The sequence below is a fragment of the Dysgonomonas massiliensis genome, from assembly GCF_900240225.1.
Lineage (GTDB): Bacteria > Bacteroidota > Bacteroidia > Bacteroidales > Dysgonomonadaceae > Dysgonomonas > Dysgonomonas massiliensis.
Genome location: NZ_OEPV01000018.1, coordinates 1 through 26,655, shown reverse-complemented (window position 1 = coordinate 26,655; position 26,655 = coordinate 1). Strand labels below are relative to the sequence as shown.

Genomic DNA, 26,655 nt, shown 5'->3' with positions numbered 1-26,655 from the left:
TCGATACATGTGTATAATTTGTTGTCTATCCACCATTTTAATCATTTTATCCTCTGTGTTTTAATCATACACAAAGGAATTTATAATGTGAGTATTTGTTAATAAAATAAAGAATCTTAACAATCAATAGACTGTTAAAACAAGTCATTTTTTTTCCTCTGGTGGTATACTTTTCAAGTATTATAGTGGGGTAGTTTTCAAGTATTATTTACACATACAGATAGATCAAATAGCTAACTCAATTATAACGAGTCCCATCAAAGGGACTATATTGGCTAAATATGCCGAACAAGGCGAGTCTGCTGTTTAGGGTAAACCCTTATTCAAAGTAGGTAATATTGAGGCTATGTATCTAAGAGCTTATATTACAGCTAGCCAATTGACTTCTAGCAAAGTTGGGCAAGAAGTAAAGGTGGTCGATATGGGAGAATCGGGCAATATAGAATATAACAGAAAAATTAGTTGGATATCCGACAAAGCAGAGTTTACCCCCAAAACAATTCTACCCAGAGACGAGAGGGCAAACCTTGTATACGCAATAAAGGTTGCCGCACAAAATGACGGCTATATCAAAGATGGTATGTCCGGAGAAGTAAAGTTCTAACAATTGTCGGAATGAAATCTGTTGTAATAGAGCATATAAGTAAGAATTATCGAAATGTAAAGGCTATGAATGATGTCAATTTTACAGTTGATGAAGGCGAGATATTCGGGCTGATAGGTTCCGATGGAGCTGGTAAGACATCTTTATTCCCGATATTGACTACAGTCATATTTGCTGATAGTGGGAATGCTTGGGTTGATGGTTATGATGTGAGGAAGGATTATAAGCCAATAAGGCAGAATGTAGGATATATGCCGGGACGATTCACTCTTTATCAGGGTATGACTGTTGAAGAGAACTTGACTTTCTTCGCTACACTTTTCAATACGACTATCAAAGAAAACTATCATTTAATTAAAGATATATATCAACAGATAGAACCATTCAAAGACCGTATGGCAGGTAAGTTATCTGGTGGGATGAAGCAAAAATTAGCCTTGAGTTGTGCTTTGATTCACAAACCAAGAGTTTTGTGCTTGGATGAGCCTACTACAGGTGTAGATCCGGTATCGAGAAAAGAATTTTGGGAAATGCTTCGTAAACTGAAAGAGCAAGACATTACAATTTTGGTGTCAACTCCATATATGGATGAAGCTTCACTTTGTGATCGGATTGCATTTATTCAAAATGGAAACACTATGCAAATAGATACTCCCGAAAACATTATAAATAGATATGGTGAAATCTTGTGGGCTGTTCGTTCCGAGAATATGCATAAACTGCTGTTCGGCCTGAGAGCAAATGAATATGTGAAAACTTGTTTTACGTTCGGATAGAGCCATCATATAACAGTTAATGATAAGCTTTCAAAAGATGATTTAAAACAGTATTTAGCATTACGAGGATATCCTAAGCTTGAGATCGAAACGATAGAACCCTCTATCGAGGACTGTTTTATGCAACTAACTCTAAGCTCTATACATCCTGATAGTTCGTATAATTCATCGCGTTTGCCCATAACACTCCTTAATTTATGAACCATCGTCCAAATCGGTTGATAGTAAGGCTGTCCAAGTCGACGTTGAATCTCAGCTGCCGAGAAACTTTTCTTTGTGCTGGTAAATAAGTGAATAGTAACAAGCCAATAACGAAAAGGTAATTGAGAGCCATGCGTAACCGTGTTGGCTCGTAAACTTTCCAAAAGTATTTTCTTCTTATCCGCGTCAATACCTAGAATAATGTTTTTATTTCGCTTAACTTTTTGTCCAAGAAAAATTAGGAGCTCCAGTTACTCTAGTTGAGAGAACATGAATCAAGTCTCAAATATCCTAGTTCTTGCTAGAAGGCAAGCACCTATCATTCCTGCATTGTCCTGAAGTTTTGATAATACAATTTTAGAATCTTTGTTGACTAGATTCAACGAATATTTTCTTATCGCAGTTTTGATCGGTTGCATTATATAATCACCCGATGTGGAAACGGTTCCTCCTATAATAACCATTTCAGGATTGAAGATATTTATCAGCCCCGCAATGTGTTTGCCCAATTGCATTCCTGCTTCTTCTACAAGATCAATACAAAGAGTGTCTTCTTTATTAATCGCTCTCATAATTTCTTGTAAGGTTATTTTCTTTTTGTCGGTGATTTTTTGGGATAATATGGTAGATGTACCGGCTTCTACTTCTTCAAGAAGATGTCTATATATAGCAGATCCAGATGCTTCGGTTTCTAGGCATCCTTTTTTTCCGCAATGACATATTATCTCGTTGTCAAAAGCTGGAATATGGCCAAATTCGCCTGAGAACCCTGATTTGCCACTATATATTTTGCCGTCAATAATAATACCTATTGCAAGTCCCCAGCTTATATTTACAAAAATAATATTCTTTTCGTGGTTCACACATCCTGCTAGATATTCCCCATATGTCATGGCTCTTGTATCATTATCAATACTTACTTTGTAGCCTATCTTTTTACTTAAAACCTCTGATAGTGGACTTTCCTCGAAATAAAAAATACTATAGCTGTATCCTGACTCAGGGTTTACGCGTCCAGATATGTTTACGTTAATATTCAATATCTTGTTATGTTCTATAGTTTGCTTGGCTATAAAATTGATTATTATTTGACATAGTTGATCTAGATTTTCGGGGGTATTCTCCATATTGTATGGGATTGTTTCCTCATCAATAAGATCTCCTTTGAAATTAATAATCCCTATACTTACTCCAAATTGTTTGATGTCAACACCGATGAAATAGCCCGATCTAGGGTTTAATCCATAAAGATTTGGGTAGCGTCCCCCTGTTGTTTCTAGTTTTCCATTATCTTCAATATATCCATCCTCACACATTTCTGCTATGAGCTTTGTTACTGTAGGTATACTCAGATCCAACACTTTGGATAAAGCTGTGATTGTAGATGTTCTGTGTTGTATATAGTAATTTATTATTCTCTTCTTGATCAAGGCCGACTTAGTCCCCTTCTCTATTTCTTGAATTAATTTTGTATCCATGTCAAGTTTCAATGTTAATTGGTGCTATGTTGCAGTACAAATATAATAAAAAATAGAAAATGTATTTATGTTTATAAACATATTTAAAATATACTTTATTTTTTATATTGGTTTTTATTATATGCTCTTTTTGGCTTTCTATATCGTATTTTATAGTCTATTCGCGAGATGTTTTACTATGTTGTGCCTTTCAGTTATGTTAATTTAATTATTAACTAGTGGGTATATAATAAATAAATTTAATAATAGGGTGCGTTTTTTAGGTAATATTTATATATTTGTGACAATAAACAACATCTTGTAAAATATATAAGCAATACAGCATATTGATAGTATAGAGCGAAAAATAATGGGATTGGATTTAAAACAAAATGGTATGAAAGAGAATGGCCGTAGAGGTTTTTTGAAGAAAGCAGCAATGGCTGGAGTAGCTGCGACAGTAGTTCCAATATTGGATAGTTGTAGTGGAGTAGCGAATAGGGTTGAGGCTGATTTTTGTCCACAACTAAATAATTCTATTGAACCGAAACTTATTATACCCAAAAATGAGGGGCTAAGGATATCAGGAACTTTTCTAGATGAAATTTCACACGATATTCCTCATCAGAATTGGGGCGAAAAAGAATGGGATTTGGATTTTCAGTACATGAAAAGCGTTGGGATTGATACGGTCATTTTGATTCGATCGGGTTATCGTAAGTTCATAACTTATCCATCTGAGTATTTACTAAAACGTGGTTGTTATATGCCATCTGTAGATCTGGTTGATATGTATCTTCGTTTGGCCGACAAATATAATATGAAATTTTATTTTGGTTTGTACGATTCCGGAGAGTATTGGGATACGGGTGATTTGAGAGCTGAGATAGATCATAATCGTTTTGTAATTGATGAAGTCTGGGAAAAATACGGACAGCACCACAAAAGTTTTGGCGGGTGGTACGTGAGCGGTGAAATTAGTCGGAAGACAAAAGGTGCTATAGATGCATTTTATACTATGGGCAAGCAATGTAAAGACGTATCAAATGGACTACCCACATTTATATCGCCATGGATAGATGGTAAAAAAGCAGTAATGGCTGCTTCGGGAACATTATCTAAAAATGATTCAGTTTCGGTGCAGGAACATGAAAGCGAGTGGAGTGAAATTTTTGATGGGATAAAAGATGTTGTTGATGCTTGCGCTTTTCAGGATGGTCATATAGATTATGATGAGCTGGATGCATTTTTCGAGGTTAATAAAAAAATGGCAGATAAATTTGGAATGAAGTGCTGGACGAATGCAGAAACATTCGATAGAGATATGCCTATCAAGTTCTTGCCGATTAAATTTGATAAACTTCGTATGAAACTAGAAGCAGCTAAACGTGCAGGCTATGACAAAGCAATAACCTTTGAATTTTCACATTTCATGAGTCCCCAGTCATCTTATCTGCAAGCAGGGCATTTATATAACAGATATAAAGAATATTTCGAAATAAAATAAACATAGAAATAGATGAATATTACAACTAATTTAAAATATATTAGTTTTCTGGCTCTGGCTGCAGCTTTGGGTGGTTTCCTTTTCGGATACGATGCCGCTGTAATATCGGGAACTATTAGTCAAATTGCACGACAATTCTCTTTGGATGAAATGAGTCAAGGATGGTATGTCGGATGTGCATTGATCGGATCTATTGGAGGTGTAGCTGTTGGAGGTATAATAAGTGACACCTTAGGAAGGAAGAAGACGTTATTAATATCAGCAACGCTATTTGCGGTATCTTCAATCTGGTGTGCAACAGCATCGGATTTTGATCATCTGGTCTATGCCCGTATGATTGGCGGTATAGGTATTGGTGTTGTATCTATAGTATCACCTCTTTATATATCCGAAATTTCTGTTGCTGAGTATCGTGGGCGTATGGTTTCGCTCTATCAGTTAGCTGTAACAATAGGCTTTTTGGGAGCGTATATTGTAAATTTCGGATTACTGAATTATTCGAATGGTGGAGCTGAAGCGCTGACTAGTCCTTGGTTGTCTAAAATATTTCATAGCGAAGTTTGGCGTAGTATGTTAGGCATGGCAGCGATACCATCTGTTCTCTTTTTTATGATTGTGATGGTTATTCCGGAAAGCCCTAGATGGCTAATTCTGAAGAATGAAGATGAAAAATCTCTTTCTATTCTAGGACGTATTTATGGCTCTTTGAATGTTGCTAAAGAGGAATTGTTAAAGACAAAAGAGGCGATAGGGGGTGAAACGAAGTCTAATTGGCGCGAATTGCTTAAACCTGGGATAATGAAAGCTGTTCTTATTGGTGCTGCTATAGCTATATTGGGTCAGTTTATGGGAGTTAATGCAGTTCTCTATTATGGTCCTACGATCTTCGAAAGCAGTGGTCTTTCAGGTGATGATTCATTATTCTATCAAGTTATCGTGGGGTTAGTGAATGTGTTAACTACAATCCTAGCTGTATTCATTATAGATAAGGTCGGGCGAAAAAAACTGGTTTACTTTGGAGTGACAGGTATGATCGTTTCGTTGTTGCTTATTGCTATCTATTTTATAGCCGGATCAGAATTTGGTATCCCTAGCGTTTGCTTATTGATCTGTTTTCTTGCATATATTTTCTTTTGCGCAATATCCATTAGTGCAGTTATCTGGGTGCTCTTATCTGAGATGTATCCGATAAAGATTCGTGGTCTAGCTATGTCAATTGCAGGATTCTCTCTTTGGTTCGGGACCTATCTAATAGGTCAATTAACTCCTTTCCTGCTTAAAAATGCAACACCAGCAGGAACCTTCATTTTATTCGCATTTATGTGTCTTCCATACATGTTTATTATTTGGAAATATGTTCCCGAAACCACTGGGAAATCACTAGAAGAAATAGAAAAATACTGGGAGTAATAATAGATATAAATTAATGTAAAGATATAATTCAATGAATTTATTAAAATTAGAAGCGCAGTACAAATCGGAACTGCTAGATAATGTTATGCCATTTTGGCTCGAAAATTCAATCGATAAAGAATGTGGAGGATACTTTACTTGTCTAGAACGCGATGGAAAGGTATTCGATACCGATAAATTTATTTGGCTCCAAGGACGCGAAGTTTGGATGTTCTCTATGTTGTATAATACGGTAGAACAAAAAACCGAATGGCTCGAAGCCGCTATTCATGGAGGTGAGTTCTTGAAAAAATATGGTCATGATGGAAATTACAATTGGTATTTTTCCCTAGACAGAGAGGGGAAGCCTTTAGTTGATCCATATAATATTTTTTCCTACACTTTCGCAACGATGGCCTTTGGGCAATTATATAAGGCTACAGGCAATGAAGAATATTCGGAGATAACACGAAAAACTTTTGACATAATCCTTTCAAAGGTTGATAATCCAAAAGGTAAATGGACAAAAGCGCATCCTGGGACACGTAGTCTGAAAAATTTTGCTCTGCCAATGATTTTATGCAATCTGGCTTTAGAGATAGAACATCTGTTGACTCCCGATTTTATGAAAAATGTAATTGATACATGTATTCATGAGGTAATGGAGGTCTTTTATCGTCCAGAATTAGGTGGTATTATCGTCGAAAACGTAACCGTTGATGGGGAGCTGTCTGATACTTTTGATGGAAGATTGGTTAACCCAGGACACGCAATAGAGGCAATGTGGTTTATTATGGATTTAGGAGTCCGCCTAAATAATCAAAAGCTCATAGACAAAGCGATTGAAGTTACTTTGACCATGGTTGAATATGGATGGGATAAAGAGCATGGAGGTATATTTTATTATAAGGATCGTATGGGATATCCACCTCAGCAATTAGAGTGGGATCAAAAGTTATGGTGGGTTCACATAGAGTCATTAATATCGCTGTTAAAGGGATATAAGCTAACAGGTTCCAAAGAATGTTTGGCTTGGTTCGAAAAAGTACATAATTATTCTTGGGAACACTTCAAAGATAAAGAATATCCAGAATGGTATGGTTATCTCAATAGAAGAGGTGAAGTGTTGCTTTCATTGAAAGGTGGTAAATGGAAAGGATGTTTCCACGTTCCACGAGGTATGTATCAGTGTTGGAAAATTTTAGAGGAGATAAATAAGAAATAAATTGAAAAAGAATGTTGAAATGAATATTTGAGAGATACTGTATAAATAATGAACTGATCGGAGTGTGATGCACTCAGTTTTGTATAAAATTTAAATTATTAGTTATTAAAAACCTTAATAGTGTACATGATGAAAAAAACTATTCAGAAATGGAAATCAAGGGTAGTGCTCTCCGTGTTACTTTCTTGCTTGTTTATGAGTATGCAAGCGCAAAAAATTGTAACAGGAGTTGTAAGTGACAGCAATAGTGAAACACTTATTGGCGCTACTGTAAGACTTGTAGGAACAACCAATGCTACCATTACCGACATTGATGGAAAATACTCTATCACAGTTTTAGATGGTGATGGAACATTAGAATTCTCATATGTTGGCTATAAACCTCATAGCGAAAAAATAAATAATCGGTCAGTAATAGATGTAGTCTTACAAGAAGATGCACATATGATCGATGAGGTTGTGGTTGTTGGGTATGGAGTACAGAAAAAATCAAGTATGACAAGTGCAGTATCTGCCCTAAAAGGCGATGATCTGATCAAAGCTCCATCTACAAATGTATCAAGTTTATTGGGGGGACGTCTTCCTGGGGTATCATCGGTTCAAGAATCTGGAGAACCAGGTGTTGACCAAGCTGCACTAAGGGTACGTGGTTCTCAATATGAAGTTAAATATATCGTAGACGGTATGCCTCGATCGATAAACGATATTGATCCTAATGACATTGAGAGTGTTTCGGTTCTGAAAGATGGTGCAGCAGCAGCTATATACGGACTAGAGGCAGCGGGTGGTGTCGTAATCATTACTACTAAAAGAGGGAAAAAAGGCAAACCTCAATTGACCTATAATGGATCATTTGGAGTGTCAATGAATGCCAATTTTCCAAAATTCATGAATGGTCCTCAATTTGCACATTACTACAACATGGCAGATATGATGGATCAATTTGCTAATGGTGTGATAACAGATAGAGAGCAATATATTCCAATATTTACAGAAGAAGATATTGCTTTGATGAAAAACAATGATCCTAGAGATGGCTTTGATAATGTAGACTATATCGATGAGGTTTTTGGTAATGGAACGAATCAAAAACATAGTGTAACATTGCAAGGTGGAACAGATAATATGAATTATTTCGTTTCTCTGGGTTACTTGAAACAAGAAGGTAACATCGACAAATTCAACTATCGTCGTTATAATATGCGCGCAAATATCAACGCAGATATCACTAAAGACTTTTCTGTTTCAGTCGGAGTTGCCGGCAATGTAGGTCGCCGCCAGACCCCAGGTTATAGTGCAGGAGGTAGTGAACAGTGGGAACAAGCCGGATGGTTGTCTGTCGCAAGACAAACTATCGCGATGCATCCGTATTTACCTAAAACATATGAAGACCCAGATACTCAAAAAATAATGTATACAGGTGTGCCGATGCGTAATAATACGGCATTAGCACAGAGCCCGTTAGCTGCAATCTATGAATCTGGGTATAAGAGAACACGTTCATCAGACATACAAACTAACGTTACATTAGAATATAAACTTCCATGGGTGAAAGGATTGAGTGCCAAAGCCACTGGTTCGTATGACTATGCAACTTCACATAATAAAAACTTAGATACTCCATATTCTGTTTGGGGAGTTTCATTGCCTGATAGTAACAATAAATTAGGATATAAAGAAATGGGTGACCCTCGTGTTATCAGTGATATTCATTTGGGGGAAGGACAAACAACTCAAGAATGGTTGACCGGACAAGCTGGATTATATTATACAAGTTCGTTCGGTTCTCATAACCTTGATTTGATGGGACTTGCTGAACTTCGTGATTATAAAACGAACAATATGTCGGTATACGTAAAAGGCTTGAATATCGCAGAACTCCCTGAAATAGGGTTAGGTACTACAATATCAAACAAGCCGGGAGGTAGTAGTGATGCTTCTCGCAGTATCGGTTACGTATTTAGAGCTAGATACGACTATGCTAGTAAGTACTTGGCTGAAATGACAGGCCGTTACGATGGTTCATATCTATTTGCAGGTAGTGGTAAGCGTTGGGGATTTTTCCCTTCAGGATCTGTTGCATGGCGGATGTCGCAAGAAGACTTTATGAAGAATTTAACTTTCCTTGATGACCTGAAGATTAGAGCTTCTGTCGGCCTTCTTGGAGCAGCTACCGTGAATCCATATGCATTTCTAAATGTATATACTTTTATGAATAAAGATGATGGATATAACAGCCCAATACCACCAGTATTGATTGATGGTGGACTTAATAATGTATTAAGACCTTATGTGATTGCTAATGAGGATTTGACATGGGAGAAAACATTATCTTATAATACAGGTTTCGATGCTGTATTATGGGGTGGTAAATTAGCCGTAGAGTTCGACCTGTTTTATAAATACACATATGACATTTTAACATATATGGAAGGAAGCTATCCTTCGTCTATGGGCGGATATTATAAGTCTTGGGAGAACTATGAAAGAATGGATACGAAAGGATTCGAATTACTGTTGACTCATAGAAACTCATTTACTTTAGCTGATAAAAAATTTAGTTATACAATCGCTCCGAATGTAACTTATGCTAAAAGCCGTTGGTTACGTGTTGCTGAATCAGCAAATCTCGAAGAACATCAAAAAAGAACAGGAAGCAAATTAGGTGCTATTTCGGGGTGGGTTGCTGAAGGATTATACCGTTCAGATGAAGAGATTGATAATTCGGCTTGGTATGGAAATCGTCCTAATATAGGTGATATAAAATATAAAGACAGGAATGGTGATGGACAAATTACATGGGCTGATCGTGGATATATTGGTCGTACGAATCGTCCAGAATTGACATTTGGATTGAACTTAGGCGCAGACTGGAACGGCTTCGACTTCAATGCTCAGTTTACAGGTGGAGCTCTTTTTGATGTGTCGATGACAGGTACATACTATAATGGTTATGATGATAATTCAATTTGGACTCAGACTTTTAAAGAAGGTTCAAACTCTCCACTTTTCTTAGTCGAAAATGCTTATAGTATAGATAATCCAAATGGATCTTTCCCTCGTATTACATTAAATAATACTAAAGGAGGAGACAATGGATTGTCTTCTACATTCTGGTTACGTGATGGAAAATATATTCGTCTCAAATCAGCACAAATTGGATATACAATACCTAAAAAACTTCTTAGAAATACAGGAATAACCAATCTACGTGTATTTGCAGAAGGATCTAATATATTCACCATAAGTGGATTGCCTGATGGAATTGACCCTGAATCTCCGGGCGTGAATAATGGATATTATCCACAGCAAAAGACATTTATGGGTGGAGTTACTATTTCGTTCTAAAATAAATATTGAAACTATGAAATCTAAAATATTAACAACCATATTATTAAGTGGCGCGCTCTTATTTTCGTCTTGCGATGATTATTTAGATATGGCGCCAACAGATTCGGCATCAGATAAAGTAGTCTGGAGCAATGTGAAAAATGCAGAGTTGGTTATTAACGACTTCTATAACTATATTGACTATCTAGGAAATTATAGAACAGGACAATCTACGGCTGGTATGACAGAAGGATTTACTGATATACTCAAATACGGATCAATGACATATAATGCTAATGCTTTTATTCCTAATGAATTGTCGTATGGAGGTACAGTATTGACAGCTTCGTATGTATCGGTATATTTGGGAAATTGGGCAACGATGTATGAATATATACGTTATGTTAATCAGGCATTATCCGATTTACGTAAATGGGGCGGAAGTCTTGATGAAAAAGATTTTGCACGTTTAGAGGCTGAGATCCGTTTTTTCAGAGCGTGGCTATACACCGATCTATTAAAAAGATACAAGGATGTAATTTTATATAATGAAGACATGTCTCAGATTCAAAGCGAAAAACCTTTGAATACAGAAGCTGAAGGATGGGATATGGTTGAAAGTGATTTGCGTTTTGCTGCAGAAAACTTACCTCTTGCAAATAAGAGTAAACAAGACGTAAATCCTCGTGTTACAAGCGGAGCTGCTTACGGATTACTTTCTCGTGCCATGCTATATGCAGAGCGCTGGAGCGTAGTTGTAGAAGCTTACTTAGCGTTGGAGAAACAAGAGAAATATGACTTGGAAGAAAATTTTTCAGATATATTTAGAACCTCTGAAAGTACTAAAAACCCGAATGGAAAAGAAATCCTATTAGCATACGCTTATGATAGAACAGGTGTTTATCACAATTTTGACGCAAGCTATTCACCAGGAGGAGATAAAGTTGGTGATGGTGGAGTAGGAACACCTACCCAAGAAATGGTAGAATCGTTCGAATTGGCTAAAGGTGGCTTTCCTGATTGGTCAGCTTGGCATAACCCAAGTGGAGTTACTCAGGAACCTCCATATGCAGAACTTGAACCACGATTTCATGCAACAATACTTTATAATGGAGCAGCATGGAAAGGTAGAACTATTGAATCATATGTTGGAGGTATTGACGGATTTGCTGCATGGACAGTAGATGCTTCACCAAGAGGACGTTCAACAACAGGTTATTATTTGAGAAAACTTGTAGATGAAAGCCATAATCTGGGAACTACGAAAGAATCGACACAGCCTTGGATCGCAATTCGTTATGCTGAAGTTATTTTAAATTATGCAGAGGCTTGTTATCGTTTAGGTAAAACAGCGGAAGCAAATGATGCAGTTAAGAGAATTCGTACCAGAGTTGGATTACCTTATACCAATAAATCAGGAAACAATTTATTCGATGCAATTCGTCAAGAAAGAAAAGTAGAACTCGCATATGAAGGACATTACTACTGGGATCTTAGACGCTGGAAATTAGCACATACGGTTCTGAATGGCATTCGTGTGCATGGACTGAAAATTGAAGATCAGGGAGCAGGTGTGTTTAAGTATTCTTATATAGATTGTGACTTGCAGGATCGTCATTTCCCTCAAAAAATGTATCGAGTACCACTACCTGCAAGCGAATTAAATGGCAATGGAAGTGTAAATCAGTATCCTGAGTGGCAATAATAATCTTAAAAAAAATAATTATGCAAATATATATCTATACATTGATCGTATTGTTGACCTTATATTCAACAAGCTGTCAAGATCCGGATGTGTTAAATCCAACTGTTGAGCGTAACGCAATAACTAGCTTGCGTGCTACATTTACCGAAGGAGATTATATGGAAGGTAATGATGGAGCTGCTAATTTCGAATTGAAGATAGAGGACCCAACTGCATCGGAATATATTATTCAAATTCCACGTTTTTTTCCTGAAAGTTCAGATAATACTCCAGACATAACAAAAATGCGTGTTCGCGCCGAACTAGGTGCCAATTGTACTTTGTCTCCGGGGCTAGATATCCTTGATCTGACGAAAGATAATTATTTTACCTTGACATATCCTGATGGAAGTTCTCGTCAGATAAATATAACAGGTAATCTACACGATTTAACAGGTACATCTATTGATTATTTTGAAGCATCAAGTGATGTCTCAGGAGCATTTGTTGTTGGATATGTTAATAATGAAACCGGAATCATTACATTATATTCTCCAGACGATCTGTCGGATGTTACAGTAAATATTGAACATTATCCACACTCTACATTAGCAGAAGAAATTACGGGTAAGAAGTTTAATCTAAATGAACCGGTTTCATTTACAGTAACTGCACATGATGGTGTTACAGAAAAGACATATACAACAAGAAGAATCGAAAATCCGGCTAAAGTACCATATGGTATATCTAAAGAATCACATCGACAAATGTGGTCTGTGAATCCAGGAACACTTGGAGTAGCATGGGGAACAGGAAGCACGGCCCTGGCGGTAACAAATAATCATTTGGTCGTATCGGCAGGTGATGGTTCTACACCTATATATCTGAATAAGATGACTGGAAGAAAGATTGGAACAATTAATTTAGGTGATGCCAAAGCTACTGGAAGTGTTGCAAATGATAATAATGAAAATCTATTGATTGTAAACTCAGCTGCACCCGGAGAAACATTAAATATATTTAAGACGAAATCGGTAACTGTTGCTCCTACATCATTTATTTCATATGCCAATACAACTGGAACAACTATCTCACGTATTTCGGTACAAGGAAATATTGACGGAGACGCTGTTATTGTGGCAACTTGCGATGCTTCGAATAAAATAGTACGCTGGAATATTGTTGGGGGTGTTGTAGAAACTCCGGAAATAATAGCCTTCTCAGGTGTGGAATGGGGTGCAGGAACAAGTAATACTCAAGTTACTCCATTGGCAGTAAATAAAGAAGATGGTTATTTGTTGGCTTATTATGACGCAAATAAAGTATTCTATGTAGATGGTAATACTAATGCAGGAACTGTAAAAATGAACTACTCTGAAGGTGATAGTTGGGGATTGAACTTCAGCCGTTTGGATGTTAAAATATTTAATGGAGCACGTTATTTTGCATTGGCATCAATGACGCATTTCCCTCATTGGGGCATGGAAGGAAAATCTTATCTGTACGATGCTGCGGTACCTAGTGCATTAGATGGTGATATACCAAGCTCTTCAGCTTTGGTCTTCTCAGCACCTATCACTAGAAATAATGTGGCTGAAGCCGGAGTTTCTGCTAATGGCGATATTGTTTTAGCGCCATCAAGCAATGGATACTTTATGTATATGTTCTGTTGGGATAATAATGCCAAAACAATCATAGCTCATAGTTTTGATTGCATTGTAGCAGAAGAATAGTATTGAAAATAGATTAGTACCCTAATATTGTTTATTGGGGTACTGATTTTTACAAGAAAATACCATGATAAAACATATTGTAAATATTTTATTGTTAGCGGTCAGTATTATGACTTTTATTTCTTGTGAAGATGATATTAAGACATCTGATAAGAATGAAAATGAGACTGATAGCTATAAACCTCGATACTTGTGGATAGATGCAGCTGCAAATTTCCCCGATTATGCTGATAGTGAGGCGAATATCCTTCATGATTTGGCTCTAGCTAAAAGCACGGGTTTTACAGATATTGTTGTAGATGTACGTCCTACAATGGGAGATATTTTATTCAAATCATCAGTAGGTGAGCAAGTGAAAAAACTTGATTATTGGTCCGATGCTGGTTATTCATTTTATGAGCGTAGAGAAACATGGGACTATCTGCAAGCTTTTATAGACGCCGGGCATGGTATGGGGCTGAAAGTACATGCCGCAATCAATACCTTTGTGGGTGGTAATGCTTATCAATATGGATTGGGCGAACAAGGGCTACTCTTCCGAGATAAAAGCAAAAAAGATTGGGCAACTACAGTCCATATAGCTTCAGGACTCATGAATGTAATGGATATTGATGATAATTCAACATCTTATACTTACGGAACAAAATTTCTAAACCCGGTAAATGAAGAAGTCCAAGAATACATCTTGAGTTTATTAAAAGATTTAGCTGTTTATGATGTTGATGGTATTTTTTTGGATCGTTGTCGCTTCGATGCAATGACTAGCGATTTTTCAGAATATACACGTCAAAAATTTGAAGAATACGTAGGTGAAACAATTGAAAACTACCCTGATGATATAATGGATCCAGATATGTCAGAATGGTCAGATTTACCTGTTGTTGTTCCACCTTATTTTAAAAAATGGCTCGAGTTTAGAGCTAAAACTATACATGATTTCATAGTTGAAGCGCGTAAAACGGTAAAAGGAGTAAATGACAAGCTTCAGTTTGGAGTATATGTTGGTGCTTGGTATTCGAACTATTATGGAGTAGGCGTAAATTGGGCTAGTCCTAAGTACAACACAAATGCGGCTTATCCTAAATGGGCCACAGAAGATTATCAGAAATATGGTTATGCTGATCATCTGGACTTTATGTTGTTAGGCGCTTATGCTAGTGCCAGTAATATAGAGGGTTCAACTGAGTGGACTGTGGAAGGGTTTTGCAAATTAGCTGGAGAAAAACTAAAAGGGGATGTGAAGTACGCAGGAGGTCCTGATGTCGGAAATTGGAGTACGGCAGGAATCACAGATTTGAATGCTGCGGTGACTAATACTGTTGATGTATCAATAAATAATAGTGACGGATATTTTCTGTTTGATATAATACACTTGAAGAAATATAATTATTGGAATGCAGTAGGTGCTGGTATTACAAAATATTTGAAAGAATTAGATGAAAAAACAACAAAATAAAGTAGATCGTAGCACAGTGGGTAAATTGGCATTATTCATTTTATGTTCAGTGTTGTGCTTAAACACGGCTCAGGCTCAGTGTCATTGGCTGCGAGGTACTGTGAGTTGCGAAGGATGCGGTATTAAAGACGTTGTGGTTACTGATGGTGTAACAAGTGTAAAGACTGATGATAAGGGAGAGTATGCTATACAAACGATGATTGAGGAAGGCTTTGTATATATCACAACACCTGCAGGCTATTTGACAGAGGTTGTGGATAAAACAATTCCTCAATTTTACCAAAAGTTGGAAAAAGGGAAAGATAGATATGATTTCGAATTGATAAAAAACAAGGTTGATGATTCGAAACATGTATTCTTCGTTCATTCAGATGTTCAGGCTACTAGCAAAGAAGACTTACGAAATTATAAGCCTATTTTAGAGGATTGTAAAAACTTGATAAGCACTTACGAAGATGTGGATGTATTTGGCTTTGACTGTGGTGATGTAGTCGGTGATACACCTTCTTTATTTGGAACATACATTGATGTGGTTAGTGAATTAGATAAACCTATTTATCGAGCTATTGGTAATCACGATATGGATTATTACGGACGTACGCATGAGACTTCAGCTCGTACATTTAGTAGTCTTTTTGGGCCTAGATATTTTTCGTTCGATAAAGGTAAAGCTCATTATATTGTAATAAATAATAACTTCTTTTTTGGACGCGATTATTTCTATATGGGGTATATTGATGAAAAAACATTTCTATGGCTCGAACAGGATTTAGCTAATGTGCCTGAAGGAACACTTGTGTTTTTTATAATGCATATACCTGGACGCTTGACCGATAAGCGAGAGCCATTCCAATATAATTATGATCTGATAGCCAATCCTACTGTAAATTTCGAAGCGTTAGCTAGTATCCTGAAGCCTTACGATGCACATATAATATCGGGACATATGCATTATAATCTAAATATTTTGCATGCTCCGAATCTGTACGAACATAACACAGCTGCAATATGTGGTACATGGTGGCGTGGAGATATTTGTACAGATGGAACACCTCAGGGATATGCTATCTATGAAGTGGATGATAAAGATGTAAAATGGTACTATAAAAGTTCGGGATTTCCAAAAGAATATCAATTTAAGGCTTATCCGGTTGGTGCATCGGAAGAATATCCAAACGATATAATTGTTAATGTATGGAATTACGATCCCCTTTGGAAGGTTGAATGGCTCGAGAATGGGGAAGTGAAAGGACAAATGACTAAATATACCGGATTTGATCCTGATGCAAAAGCTTTATGCTCGGATAAGGATAAAGTAAAATATGACTGGATATCGCCTTCGAAGAATGAACACATGTTCAGGGCGACACCTAAAAATAGTAATTCACAAATAAAAATTAGAGTTACAGATCGCTTTGGCCAGGTATACATGGCTGAGGTAAAATAAATATAATAATGAATAGACGTAAATTTGTACGAGCACTTGGAGCTGGGGCAGCTTTACTGACTGTTAGTAATTCGGTTTTAGGAAAGGTTAGTGATATTGCTACATCCGAATCTCATTATAGACGCAATCCCCAAATCAAACCGATAATGGGATCTTGGTTCGAGTTTAAGCATCATCTCGATTTCGAAGGTGTTTATTGGAATGACACATTAGCTCAATTCACAGAGGAGCAATGGAAAATGCTGATAAAGGACATTAGTGAGACAGGTATGCAATACATGGTTTTAATGTCGGTAGCTGACAATGGAAAAACCTTTTACCCTTCGAGCATACAGCCAAGATACGATTTTGTTTGTGCCGATCCTTTAGAAGCAGTATTGTCGGCAGCAGATGAGTATGGTTTGAAATTCTTTATTAGTAACGACTATTGGTCTGATTTCAGAGACGTCAATAATATGATGACAAATAAAGAAATTGCCATCTTACGCGAAAGAGGAATGGTTGAAGTAGCTGAAAAATATGCTCATCATAAGAGTTTTTATGGTTGGTATTATCCAAATGAAACCGGTATTTTCAACACGATAGATGATACAACTATTAATTATGTAAATCACTGCTCTCAAATTGCAAGACAGTTAACACCTCAGGCTAAAACATTGATTGCTCCATACGGTACAAAGTCGATTCGTTATAACGATGAATATATTCGTCGATTAGAACTATTAGATATCGATATAATGGCATATCAGGACGAAGTAGGTGTGAAGAAGACAAAGGCAGGTGTAGTAGGAAAATATTTCGAAGAACTATATTATATGCATAACAAGGCTGGGAGAGCACGTTTGTGGGCAGATCTTGAAGTATTTGAATTTGAAGATGATGTTTATGATAGCGCACTTCTGCCTGCATCTTTTGATCGTGTATTGACACAAATGGAAGATATATCGCCATTTGTGGAAAATATACTAATCTATCAGTATGTAGGATTAATGAGCAAGCCTGGTTCTATAGCAAAAGCCGGACATGACCGCTCAGAGAAACTCTACTCTGATTATATGCAATGGTATAAAAAACAACGAGGAGGAATATTATGAAAAGAGTATCGCTGATAATTATTCTTGTCTTTATATATTCTTGTTTAAGTGCACAATGGCATATAATACAGATTGATTCACTTATTCCATCTAAAAATGATATTCGTTCAATTGTCTTTGATAATCAGGGGAGTATCTGGATTGGAACATCTTACGGCGTTTATCAAGAAGATGGTGACTCATGGAAAAAACAAACTCCGGATAATGAAAGCTTATATATAGAATCATTGAATATAAATACATCCGGAGAAATATTTGGAGGAGTATGGGGCGGAGGAGTCTATAGAGCAAATATAACGAATAGGGAATGGTTGAAAGATAATCAAGCCTCAATTTCAATGTCGGCCAATAGTATTTTTACAGACAGTAAAGGTACTACATGGATTGGAACCTGGGATAAAGGTGTAGTTGAGATTGGTGTGAAAAAAACATCAAACTATACTTCGGTAAATGCATTACTAGGCGATAATACGATAACTTGTTTTGCTGAAGGTGAAAATAATGAAATGTGGATAGGTACATTGCACGGAGTTTCATCTTATGATGGTACAAGCTGGAAGTTATATAATAAAGAGCAGGGTGAACTACCTTCTAATGATATTTATGCATTGACTGTTGATAAAGATGGCACCCTTTGGATTGGTACCGCTTCCGGATTAGTAAAAAAAATAGGAGAAACATGGACAGTTTTTTCATCTACGAATTCAATATTACCTTCTAATACGATTCTATCGTTAACAACCGATTCGAATAATGTTATTTGGATTGGAACAAATAAAGGTATTGTGGGGATGAAAGGCGATCTGCAAAAAATACATACAACGGAAAATAGTAATCTTGTTGACAACCGTATTCAAACGATAATTGAAAAAAACGGTAAATTGTATGTAGGCACGCAATTAGGATTGGCTGTTTTGGATTTGTCCACATTCTCGTTTTAAATTGAAGAAAAATATAATTAAAGTATAGATATGAATATAATGGTTATGAAAAAAGTAATTCTATTATTTTCATTCTTAATGTTGGCGATTATCGTTCCTGCACAAAAGAATGAATACTCGATTATTCCGATCCCGGAGAAGTTAATTACCAAAAACGGAACTTTTCAATTTAATGAAAGTACTCAACTGTTCTTTGAAAAAGGGATGGATGAAAGTTTTGCTGACGCTTTCTACTTATTTCGTCATAGTATGCAGAAAGCAGCAGGTTTTAATCTTGAAATAGCAACAGCCAAGCGTAGTAATAATGTCATACTTTGTAAGTTAAACAATACATTAGGGGATGAGGCTTATCGAATGAATATTACGAAAAATAAAATTGAGATAGAAGCCAAGACTCCTCGTGGACTATTTTATGCAGTACAGTCAATCCGTCAGTTGATGAGGGTCGACATAGAGAGTACAAAGCTAGTTGTAGATGGGAAATGGACTGTACCATGTTGTATAATCGAAGATGAACCTACATTTGTATATAGAGGTTTGCATCTTGATGTATGCCGTCATTTTGCATCGGTAGATGAAGTGAAAAAATATATCGATCAAATAGCGATGCTGAAAATCAATACATTTCATTGGCATCTAACTGATGATCAGGCTTGGCGTATCGAAATCAAAAAATATCCGAAGCTCATTTCTGTCGGATCGGAACGTTATCGAACATTGATAGGGCATAACAACGAATATCCTCGCAGATGGGATTATACAATAACAAATGGATTCTATACGCAGGAGGATATCAAGGATGTTGTAGAATATGCGAAAAAACGTTTTGTTACTATTATACCCGAAATAGAAATGCCGGGACATGCAACTGCAGCAGTAGCTTCATACCCAGAGTTGTCATGTTCAGGAGGGCCATTCGATGTAGAAGGGCGTTGGGGAGTATTTAATGATGTATTTTGTACAAAAGATGCAACATTTGAATTTCTGGAAAATGTACTGATTGAAGTTGCAGCTTTATTTCCCGCATCCTATATTCATATAGGGGGCGATGAGTGTCCTAAAGTTCGTTGGGAAAGATGTCATGAATGCCAAGAGCGTATAAAGGCCGAAGGGCTAAAAAATGAGCATGAGTTACAATCTTATTTCATAAAACGTATGGAAAAGGTCGTTAACAAACTAGGTAAACGTATTATAGGATGGGATGAAATACTTGATGGAGGTATTGCTCCAGATGCAACAGTGATGTCTTGGAGAGGTGTTCAAGGAGGAATTTCAGCAGCAAAACAAGGACACGATGTCATAATGACTCCGTCAGAATTTATGTATCTGGATTTCTATCAATCTCTAACTCCTGATGATCCTTTGGCTATTGGTGGTTATTTGCCGATTGAAAAAGTTTATGCTTTCAATCCTTATGTGAAAGGACTGGACAAAGAGCATTTGAAACATATTCTTGGAGTACAAGCTAACACCTGGTCCGAATATATACCGAATGCTAGTCATCGAGAAATGATGGTATTTCCTCGTATTGCCGCTGTTGCAGAAGTTGGATGGGCTGCCGAGTCGAATAAAGATTTTAATTCATTTGCTAAACGATTACCTAAATTAATGGAACGCTATGATGTAATGGGCTTGAATTATTCGAAAGCCTTTTATAGCGTGATTGCTACACCAATAGTCGATAATGGTTTGAAATTGAAATTATCAACAACAGGTTCGGGTACCACTATCCACTATACGACCGATGGAACTGAACCAACGCAGAATAGTCCGATATATAAAGAACCAATCCCAATAGGAACTAAAGCAATGACAATAAAAGCCATATCGGTAAAAGATGGTAAAATAATGTATATACCATATGTACGTGACTTCATAGTAAATAAAGCAGGAGGACATAAGCTTGTATTCGAAAATACGGAAGGTGTTCGTTTCGAGCAAGATGGTTCGGGTAATTTGACTGACTGTACTATGGGTGGCCAACCCGTAGGGCGTCTAGATTGGTTCAGCTATGCCGGATCCGACGGTAGCATTACTATTGAGTTTGATAAACCTACAGCAGTTAGTAGATTGACATTCAGCTCGGCTAATCAGAACAGTGTATTAGTATACGCTCCTCTAAAAATTAACTTTATGGTCTCTGAAGATGGTCAAAACTTCAAAGAAGTAGGAGTTGTCGAACATGAGCAAATGGCTAAAGCAGAAGGAAAAGCCGTAGTATCTTTCCCGGAGCAAATGGTAACTAAGGTGAAGCTGGATATTACGATGTTTGGTGTGATTCCGGATACAGAACCTAATACAGGTCAAATGTCAGCATTGTTTGCTGATGAAATTATTGTAGAATAAACAGTTTGAAAATAATGAGAAAATATCTTCTATCTATATTGATGTTGTGCATAACCTTCACTCTCGGAGCGAAGATTAAATTGCCAGCATATTACGGAGATCATATGGTTTTGCAGCAACAAGCAGCAACAACTATATCGGGATTGGCTAATGCTAACAAAATAGTTACGCTTTTCACTTCGTGGGATAATAAAAAATACTCAGTAAAAAGTGACAAACAAGGACGTTTCCAAATAACAATTACTACTCCATCGGCAGGAGGCCCATATACGATGGATTTCTCAGATGGAGAATTATTGAGATTAAGTGATATTCTGATCGGAGAACTTTGGTTCTGCTCGGGACAGTCAAATATGGAGATGCCGGTGAAAGGATATACAGGGCAACCAGTCTTTGGGGCGCATCCATATATTGTGAGAGCAAAAGAAAGTCGGCCTATCCGCTTGTTTTCTGTGAAAAATGAGTGGAGTAAAGAACTGAAAAACGATGTTAGTGGCGAATGGATGTTGCACTCATCTAAGAATGTAGGCAATTTCAGTGCCGCAGCTTATTTCTTCGGTAATTTGTTGGAAGAACAGCTTGACGTACCGATAGGACTGATTAATTGCTCGTGGAGTGCATCGAAAATCGAATCTTGGATGGATCGTGAAACTTTATCTGAAATCGAAGGTGTTGATTTGTCTGTATTGAAAGAAAAAGATTTCGGTTATCCAAATGGAACTCCAACATTACTTTATAATTCAATGATTCATCCTTTCAGAGGGTTAGCTGTTAAAGGTGTCCTCTGGTATCAGGGGGAGGCTAATTCACCAAGCCCGGAACTATACCGAAAGATGTTTCCAGCTTTTGCTAAACAATTGAGAACATTCTTTCAGAATGAAGAACTTCCGATCTATTATGTACAAATAGCACCTTGGCAGTCGGGGAACAAAGATGAGTTTGATTGGGCTGATTTCCGTCAAGTACAACTAGATATGCTGATCGAAGTACCTAATACGGGAATGGTTATAACATCCGATTTGGGAGCTGAGAAGTTCATCCATCCGCCTCACAAAATACAAGTAGGCGAACGATTGGCTTATTGGGCTCTGGCTAAAACTTATCATAAAGAAGGATTTATGCATAGTGGACCAATATATAAAGGATTAGAAAAAGAAGGTTCCGCTATAAAGGTAAGTTTCGAATATGGAAATGAAGGATTGAATCCGGAACAAGAAAATGTTGAAGGTTTCGAATTGGTTGACGAAAAAGGGAATATTGTTCCCGCAAAAGCAGAGATAATAGGAGCAACCAATATTGTAAAAGTGTGGAACGATGAAGTGAAAAATCCGGTAGAAGTACGTTATTGCTACCGCAACTATAAATTAGGGACATTGAAAAATAATGCAGGATTGCCTGCGGCCCCATTTCGTGCAATAATTAAATAAATATAATTAATCGATGAAAAAGTATTTGGTAGTATTCGTTACGATTGCTAGTGTGTTAGCATCGTGTAATTCTAAGAAAGATAATTTAGATATAGATCCTATAGGTAAACAAGCTTTGATGTGGTTTGATGCAACAGCAAACTTCGAGCGTTTTAGCCATAAAGATTCTATTGATTTTTATTTGCAAAAAATAAAAGATTTAGGCTTTACTCATGCAGTAGTAGATATCCGTCCTATATCGGGAGAAGTATTGTATGATAGTAAAATAGCTCCTAAAATGACAGAATGGGATGGTGCTAAAGGTGCTGATTTTGATTTTCTAGGTTATTTTATTGAGAAATCTCATTCTTTGGGGATGGAGGTTCATGCTTCATTGAATGTTTTTTCAGCTGGACATAATTACATCAATCGTGGACAGATCTATGATGGACATCCAGAATGGGCTTCAGTTGTCTATACTCCTACACAAGGCATTATTCCGATAACCGAGGATAAAGGAAAAGATAAATATGCCGCTATGGTAAATCCTATAAATAAAGATTTTCAGCGTCATATCCTCGATGTATTGAAAGAAGTTGTAACAATATATCCAGCTTTAGATGGAATAATTCTTGACAGAGTTCGTTATGATGGCATTAATGCCGATTTTTCAGAAACTTCGAAAATCGAATTTGAAAAATATATTGGAGAAGAAGTGAAAAACTTTCCTCAAGATATCTTCGAGTGGAAGAAGTTGGATAATGGAGAATTTGATCGAGTAAATGGGAAACATTTCTTAAAGTGGATCGAATGGCGCACAAAAAATATTTACGATTTTATGAAACTTGCTCGTGATGAGGTAAAACAGGTTAATCCTGAAGTTTCATTCGGAACGTACACTGGTGCTTGGTATCCGTCTTATTTCGAGGTAGGAGTTAATTTTGCAAGCAATACTTACGATCCAAGTATAGATTATGATTGGGCTACTACTGATTATAAAAATTATGGTTATGCCGAAGTTCTGGATTTATATACAACAGGGAACTACTATACAACGATAACAGTTGATGAAGTACGTGCAAATAATCCTCAAGTGAAGAATGAGACCGATAGTCGTGTACATAGCGGAGAGTGGTACTGTGTTGAGGGTTCAAATCATAATCTACGAAAAATACTAGGAAACAATCAATTTAGTGGAGGAATCTTGGCTGATCAGTTTTATGATAATCCATCAGGCTTGTCACGTTCTATCGAGATGAATATAAAAGAGTCAGATGGAGTGATGATTTTCGATATAGTTCATATTATTCACAAAAATATGTGGAAAGAGGTAGAGGAAGGTATGCGAAACAGTAATATGATAGAATAAAAGAAAGAACAATGAATAATAGATCTTATGCATTAGATGCTTTGCGGGGCTATGCCATCCTTACGATGGTCTTGTCTGCAACTGTGGCTTTCGGGATACTTCCAGGATGGATGTATCATGCTCAGACGCCACCGCCAAGTAATGCTTTCAATCCTGATGTTCCGGGATTGACTTGGGTTGATCTTGTTTTTCCTTTTTTCTTATTTGCCATGGGAGCTGCTTTTCCTTTTTCGATTAAAAGAAAGATTGAAAAAGGAGAGAGTCGGTTACGCATTATTTATGAGGGATTTAAGCGATATTTCCAGTTAGCATTTTTTGCTATATTTATATTTCACTTAAGTCCCTGGGCATTAAGCAATCCTCAGGATATAAGATCGTGGTTGCTTGCTTTACTCGCTTTTGTCTTGTTATTCCCGATGTTTATGCGTATTCCTCTAAATATGCCTAAATGGGCACATTCTATAATCAAGATTGTAGCCTATATCTTAGCGTTTATTTTGATGATTTCGGTAGACTATGCAGGAGATAAAGTTTTTGATCCACACTTTGCCGATATTATAATTCTTATTATGGCTCATATGGCGGGTTTTGGAACCCTCATTTATGTTTTTACACTTAATAAAAGAGTCGGACGGGTGATTATTCTGTCTTTATTGATGGGAATGTTATTAGGAGCAAACGTTGAAGGCAGTATCAATCAGGTAATAGTGAACTTTACTCCAATCGATTGGTTGTTTAAGTTTGAATATCTTAAATATTTGTTTATTATTATTCCTGGAAGTATAGCCGGAGAATATTTGTATGAGAATATCTCAGTAGTTAAGAATGATTACACAACAGATAATGCTAAGGAAAAAAATATTTCTTTTTTGCTCATCATTATAGGACTTCTGATTATTCTAGTAAATCTATGTTGCCTGTATAATCGTTGGTTGGTAGCTAATTTATTTATCAATGTTGGACTTCTAGCAGGAGGTTATTTGATTTTAAGAAAAGAGTATTCTCAGTTTGTAGTTCTTTGGCAAAAGTTATTTTCGGCTGGAAGTTTTTTAATAATGCTAGGCCTTTTCTTTGAGGCTTTTGAAGGTGGTATAAAAAAAGATCCTACGACTTTCAGTTATTATTTTGTCACAGCAGGGTTAGCATTTATGGCATTAATGATCCTAAATATCATATGTGATTATTGGAAGTGTTATCGTAGTACATCTTTTTTGGTTATGTCGGGACAAAATCCAATGATAGCTTACGTTGCGACCAGTTTATTTACTTACCCTATATTAAATCTTCTAGGTATAACTGCATTGATGGATGTTTTCTCGACCAATGTGTGGCTCGGTTTTTTACAAGGGGTGCTATTGACTTCTATCGCTTTATTAATAACTATGTTTTTCACGAAAATTAAATGGTTTTGGAAAACTTAGATTTTAATATGAAGATTTCCTCGTGAGTTTTTTGTTATGTTTGTATAAGAAATAAAGATAAAAAATATACTATAATTAAAATAATAATTAAATGGATACATTGTTGTTTTTGAATAATATAGGTACTGCCGAAATTATAATTATTGCAGTTCTTATTCTGTTGCTTTTTGGAGGGAAAAAAATACCAGAATTGATGAAAGGATTAGGTAAAGGTGTTAAGAGCTTTAAAGACGGAGTGAAAGATGTTGAAAATGATTTAGACGACAAAAATAATAAATCAGAAAAATAAAACTATTCGATGAGCAAGAATGTAGACGAAATGTCTTTTTGGGATCATTTAGAAGAGTTGCGCTGGTCTATATTTCGTTCTTTTATTGTCATAATAACTCTCACTATACTTGGTCTTATTTTTATGCCCTATGTATATGATTCGATTATACTGGGACCCGCTAGAGCCGATTTTTTCTTATATGATTATTTGTCGAAATTGAGTTCGTCGATTACTATTTTACCCAATTTTAGTGATGAGAGCTTTGATGTGAAAATTATAAATATCAATTTAGCATCACAGTTTCTTAGACACATGACTACTTCTCTGTGGTTGGCTGCTTTGTTCTCATTCCCATACATTATCTATGAGGTTTGGAAATTTATAAAACCAGGATTATATCAGCAGGAAAAGAAAAAGATAAGGTGGGTATTGGGTTTTGGTACGATTATGTTTTTTGGAGGCTGTGCAGTTGGATACTGTCTGGTTTTTCCAATGACATTCCGTTTCTTAGCGACTTACGAGTTGAGCACTGCTATTGAAAATCAAATATCGCTCGATTCGTATATGGATAATTTTATGATGCTTATTTTTTTGATGGGAATTGTATTTGAGCTACCTTTATTAGCGTGGTTCCTGTCAAAAATAGGATATTTAGACAGATCCTTTTTTCGAAAATACAGACGCCATACTGTAGTTTTTCTGGTCATTTTAGCAGCCATAATAACACCATCAGGAGATCCATTCACTTTATCTATTGTCTTTGTCCCATTGTATTTATTGTTTGAATTTAGCCAATTACTAGTAAAAAAAGAATTAGTATAATCACCACCAAATATAATTAATTATTATGCGATTAGATTTAAGTTCCCAGATTGTACTGGACCGTGTCCCACAGCGCTACTACAAATCCGACAATGAGTTCGAGCTTTCCGCTCTGTCTCGTTTCGAGAAAGTCACCACTAATATTTACGAATCATCCGTTGAAGCTTCATTGG

The 26,655-nt window shown here is 36.5% G+C and carries 17 protein-coding genes and 3 pseudogenes; 18 read left to right on the top strand and 2 right to left on the bottom strand.

Going from position 1 to position 26,655, the window contains the following annotated elements; translation table 11 throughout:
- Nucleotides 1-223: 223 nt before the first annotated feature.
- Nucleotides 224-604 (top strand): annotated as a pseudogene (locus tag C1A06_RS14820) (HlyD family secretion protein); the annotation flags it as partial.
- A gap of 11 nt (nt 605-615) precedes the next feature.
- Nucleotides 616-1,581, top strand: a pseudogene (locus C1A06_RS14815) (ABC transporter ATP-binding protein).
- On the opposite strand, the pseudogene C1A06_RS15275 reads toward C1A06_RS14815, so the two are convergent.
- Together C1A06_RS15275 and C1A06_RS14810 are read right to left on the bottom strand one after the other, a co-directional pair.
- Nucleotides 1,515-1,739 (bottom strand): annotated as a pseudogene (locus tag C1A06_RS15275) (IS1595 family transposase); the annotation flags it as partial. The pseudogenes C1A06_RS14815 and C1A06_RS15275 overlap by 67 nt on opposite strands.
- A 117-nt stretch (nt 1,740-1,856) precedes the next feature.
- The gene (locus C1A06_RS14810) at nt 1,857-3,059 is read right to left on the bottom strand and encodes an ROK family transcriptional regulator (RefSeq protein WP_101690924.1); all 1,203 of its coding nucleotides are present in this window, start codon (nt 3,057-3,059) and stop codon (nt 1,857-1,859) included.
- A 376-nt stretch (nt 3,060-3,435) separates the two neighbouring features.
- Here C1A06_RS14810 and C1A06_RS14805 point away from each other — a divergent pair, with 376 nt between their 5' ends.
- From C1A06_RS14805 to tatC, 16 genes are all read left to right on the top strand, one after another.
- Nucleotides 3,436-4,545 carry a DUF4434 domain-containing protein gene (locus tag C1A06_RS14805; RefSeq protein ID WP_101690927.1) on the top strand — a complete coding sequence of 370 codons (1,110 nt, stop codon included), beginning with the start codon at nt 3,436-3,438 and terminating at the stop codon, nt 4,543-4,545.
- A 12-nt stretch (nt 4,546-4,557) separates the two neighbouring features.
- Entirely contained in the window at nt 4,558-5,955 is a 1,398-nt protein-coding gene (locus C1A06_RS14800; protein WP_101690923.1) for a sugar porter family MFS transporter, read from the top strand.
- Nucleotides 5,956-5,989: 34 nt separating this feature from the next.
- A complete protein-coding gene (locus tag C1A06_RS14795) occupies nt 5,990-7,162 on the top strand; it encodes a n-acyl-d-glucosamine 2-epimerase (protein ID WP_101690922.1) in 1,173 nt (390 codons plus the stop codon).
- A gap of 126 nt (nt 7,163-7,288) precedes the next feature.
- The gene (locus C1A06_RS14790; RefSeq protein WP_101690921.1) at nt 7,289-10,510 is read left to right on the top strand and encodes a SusC/RagA family TonB-linked outer membrane protein; all 3,222 of its coding nucleotides are present in this window, start codon (nt 7,289-7,291) and stop codon (nt 10,508-10,510) included.
- A 16-nt stretch (nt 10,511-10,526) separates the two neighbouring features.
- Nucleotides 10,527-12,197, top strand: a complete 1,671-nt coding sequence (locus tag C1A06_RS14785; protein WP_101690926.1) for a RagB/SusD family nutrient uptake outer membrane protein — start codon at nt 10,527-10,529, stop codon at nt 12,195-12,197.
- A gap of 20 nt (nt 12,198-12,217) precedes the next feature.
- Nucleotides 12,218-13,909 (top strand): DUF5018 family protein, encoded by a 1,692-nt coding sequence (locus C1A06_RS14780; protein WP_101690920.1) that lies wholly within the window; start codon nt 12,218-12,220, stop codon nt 13,907-13,909.
- A 64-nt stretch (nt 13,910-13,973) separates the two neighbouring features.
- A complete protein-coding gene (locus C1A06_RS14775; protein ID WP_101690919.1) occupies nt 13,974-15,365 on the top strand; it encodes an alpha amylase family protein in 1,392 nt (463 codons plus the stop codon).
- Nucleotides 15,346-16,812: a calcineurin-like phosphoesterase C-terminal domain-containing protein gene (locus C1A06_RS14770; protein WP_101690918.1), complete on the top strand. Its 1,467-nt coding sequence runs from the start codon at nt 15,346-15,348 to the stop codon at nt 16,810-16,812. Before C1A06_RS14775 ends, C1A06_RS14770 begins: the two co-directional genes overlap by 20 nt.
- Nucleotides 16,813-16,820: 8 nt before the next feature.
- On the top strand, nt 16,821-17,906 hold the full coding sequence (locus C1A06_RS14765) for a DUF4434 domain-containing protein (RefSeq protein ID WP_101690917.1): 1,086 nt from the start codon (nt 16,821-16,823) through the stop codon (nt 17,904-17,906).
- Complete coding sequence (locus C1A06_RS14760) at nt 17,903-18,847, top strand: ligand-binding sensor domain-containing protein (protein ID WP_101690916.1); 945 nt, start codon at nt 17,903-17,905, stop codon at nt 18,845-18,847. Before C1A06_RS14765 ends, C1A06_RS14760 begins: the two co-directional genes overlap by 4 nt.
- A gap of 45 nt (nt 18,848-18,892) precedes the next feature.
- Nucleotides 18,893-21,193 carry a glycoside hydrolase family 20 protein gene (locus C1A06_RS14755; protein WP_159461432.1) on the top strand — a complete coding sequence of 767 codons (2,301 nt, stop codon included), beginning with the start codon at nt 18,893-18,895 and terminating at the stop codon, nt 21,191-21,193.
- 14 nt (nt 21,194-21,207) lie between these two features.
- On the top strand, nt 21,208-22,620 hold the full coding sequence (locus C1A06_RS14750; protein WP_101690914.1) for a sialate O-acetylesterase: 1,413 nt from the start codon (nt 21,208-21,210) through the stop codon (nt 22,618-22,620).
- A gap of 13 nt (nt 22,621-22,633) precedes the next feature.
- Nucleotides 22,634-23,968, top strand: coding sequence for an alpha amylase family protein (locus C1A06_RS14745; RefSeq protein ID WP_101690913.1), 1,335 nt, complete (start codon nt 22,634-22,636; stop codon nt 23,966-23,968).
- A gap of 11 nt (nt 23,969-23,979) precedes the next feature.
- Nucleotides 23,980-25,389 carry a DUF5009 domain-containing protein gene (locus C1A06_RS14740; protein ID WP_101690912.1) on the top strand — a complete coding sequence of 470 codons (1,410 nt, stop codon included), beginning with the start codon at nt 23,980-23,982 and terminating at the stop codon, nt 25,387-25,389.
- A gap of 91 nt (nt 25,390-25,480) precedes the next feature.
- On the top strand, nt 25,481-25,678 hold the full coding sequence (locus tag C1A06_RS14735; protein ID WP_101690911.1) for a Sec-independent protein translocase subunit TatA/TatB: 198 nt from the start codon (nt 25,481-25,483) through the stop codon (nt 25,676-25,678).
- A gap of 9 nt (nt 25,679-25,687) precedes the next feature.
- Nucleotides 25,688-26,482 carry a twin-arginine translocase subunit TatC gene (tatC, locus tag C1A06_RS14730; RefSeq protein ID WP_101690910.1) on the top strand — a complete coding sequence of 265 codons (795 nt, stop codon included), beginning with the start codon at nt 25,688-25,690 and terminating at the stop codon, nt 26,480-26,482.
- Nucleotides 26,483-26,655 lie beyond the last annotated feature (173 nt).

Bases quoted from the DNA above. Each gene is read 5' to 3' on its own strand.
- C1A06_RS14745 (WP_101690913.1), top strand. From the start codon at position 22,634: ATGAAAAAGTATTTGGTAGTATTCGTTACGATTGCTAGTGTGTTAGCA.
- C1A06_RS14750 (WP_101690914.1), top strand. From the start codon at position 21,208: ATGAGAAAATATCTTCTATCTATATTGATGTTGTGCATAACCTTCACT.
- C1A06_RS14785 (WP_101690926.1), top strand. From the start codon at position 10,527: ATGAAATCTAAAATATTAACAACCATATTATTAAGTGGCGCGCTCTTA.
- C1A06_RS14735 (WP_101690911.1), top strand. From the start codon at position 25,481: ATGGATACATTGTTGTTTTTGAATAATATAGGTACTGCCGAAATTATA.
- C1A06_RS14810 (WP_101690924.1), bottom strand. From the start codon at position 3,059: ATGGATACAAAATTAATTCAAGAAATAGAGAAGGGGACTAAGTCGGCC.
- C1A06_RS14795 (WP_101690922.1), top strand. From the start codon at position 5,990: ATGAATTTATTAAAATTAGAAGCGCAGTACAAATCGGAACTGCTAGAT.
- tatC (WP_101690910.1), top strand. From the start codon at position 25,688: ATGAGCAAGAATGTAGACGAAATGTCTTTTTGGGATCATTTAGAAGAG.
- C1A06_RS14740 (WP_101690912.1), top strand. From the start codon at position 23,980: ATGAATAATAGATCTTATGCATTAGATGCTTTGCGGGGCTATGCCATC.
- C1A06_RS14770 (WP_101690918.1), top strand. From the start codon at position 15,346: ATGAAAAAACAACAAAATAAAGTAGATCGTAGCACAGTGGGTAAATTG.
- C1A06_RS14765 (WP_101690917.1), top strand. From the start codon at position 16,821: ATGAATAGACGTAAATTTGTACGAGCACTTGGAGCTGGGGCAGCTTTA.
- C1A06_RS14800 (WP_101690923.1), top strand. From the start codon at position 4,558: ATGAATATTACAACTAATTTAAAATATATTAGTTTTCTGGCTCTGGCT.
- C1A06_RS14780 (WP_101690920.1), top strand. From the start codon at position 12,218: ATGCAAATATATATCTATACATTGATCGTATTGTTGACCTTATATTCA.
- C1A06_RS14760 (WP_101690916.1), top strand. From the start codon at position 17,903: ATGAAAAGAGTATCGCTGATAATTATTCTTGTCTTTATATATTCTTGT.
- C1A06_RS14805 (WP_101690927.1), top strand. From the start codon at position 3,436: ATGAAAGAGAATGGCCGTAGAGGTTTTTTGAAGAAAGCAGCAATGGCT.
- C1A06_RS14775 (WP_101690919.1), top strand. From the start codon at position 13,974: ATGATAAAACATATTGTAAATATTTTATTGTTAGCGGTCAGTATTATG.
- C1A06_RS14790 (WP_101690921.1), top strand. From the start codon at position 7,289: ATGATGAAAAAAACTATTCAGAAATGGAAATCAAGGGTAGTGCTCTCC.
- C1A06_RS14755 (WP_159461432.1), top strand. From the start codon at position 18,893: ATGAAAAAAGTAATTCTATTATTTTCATTCTTAATGTTGGCGATTATC.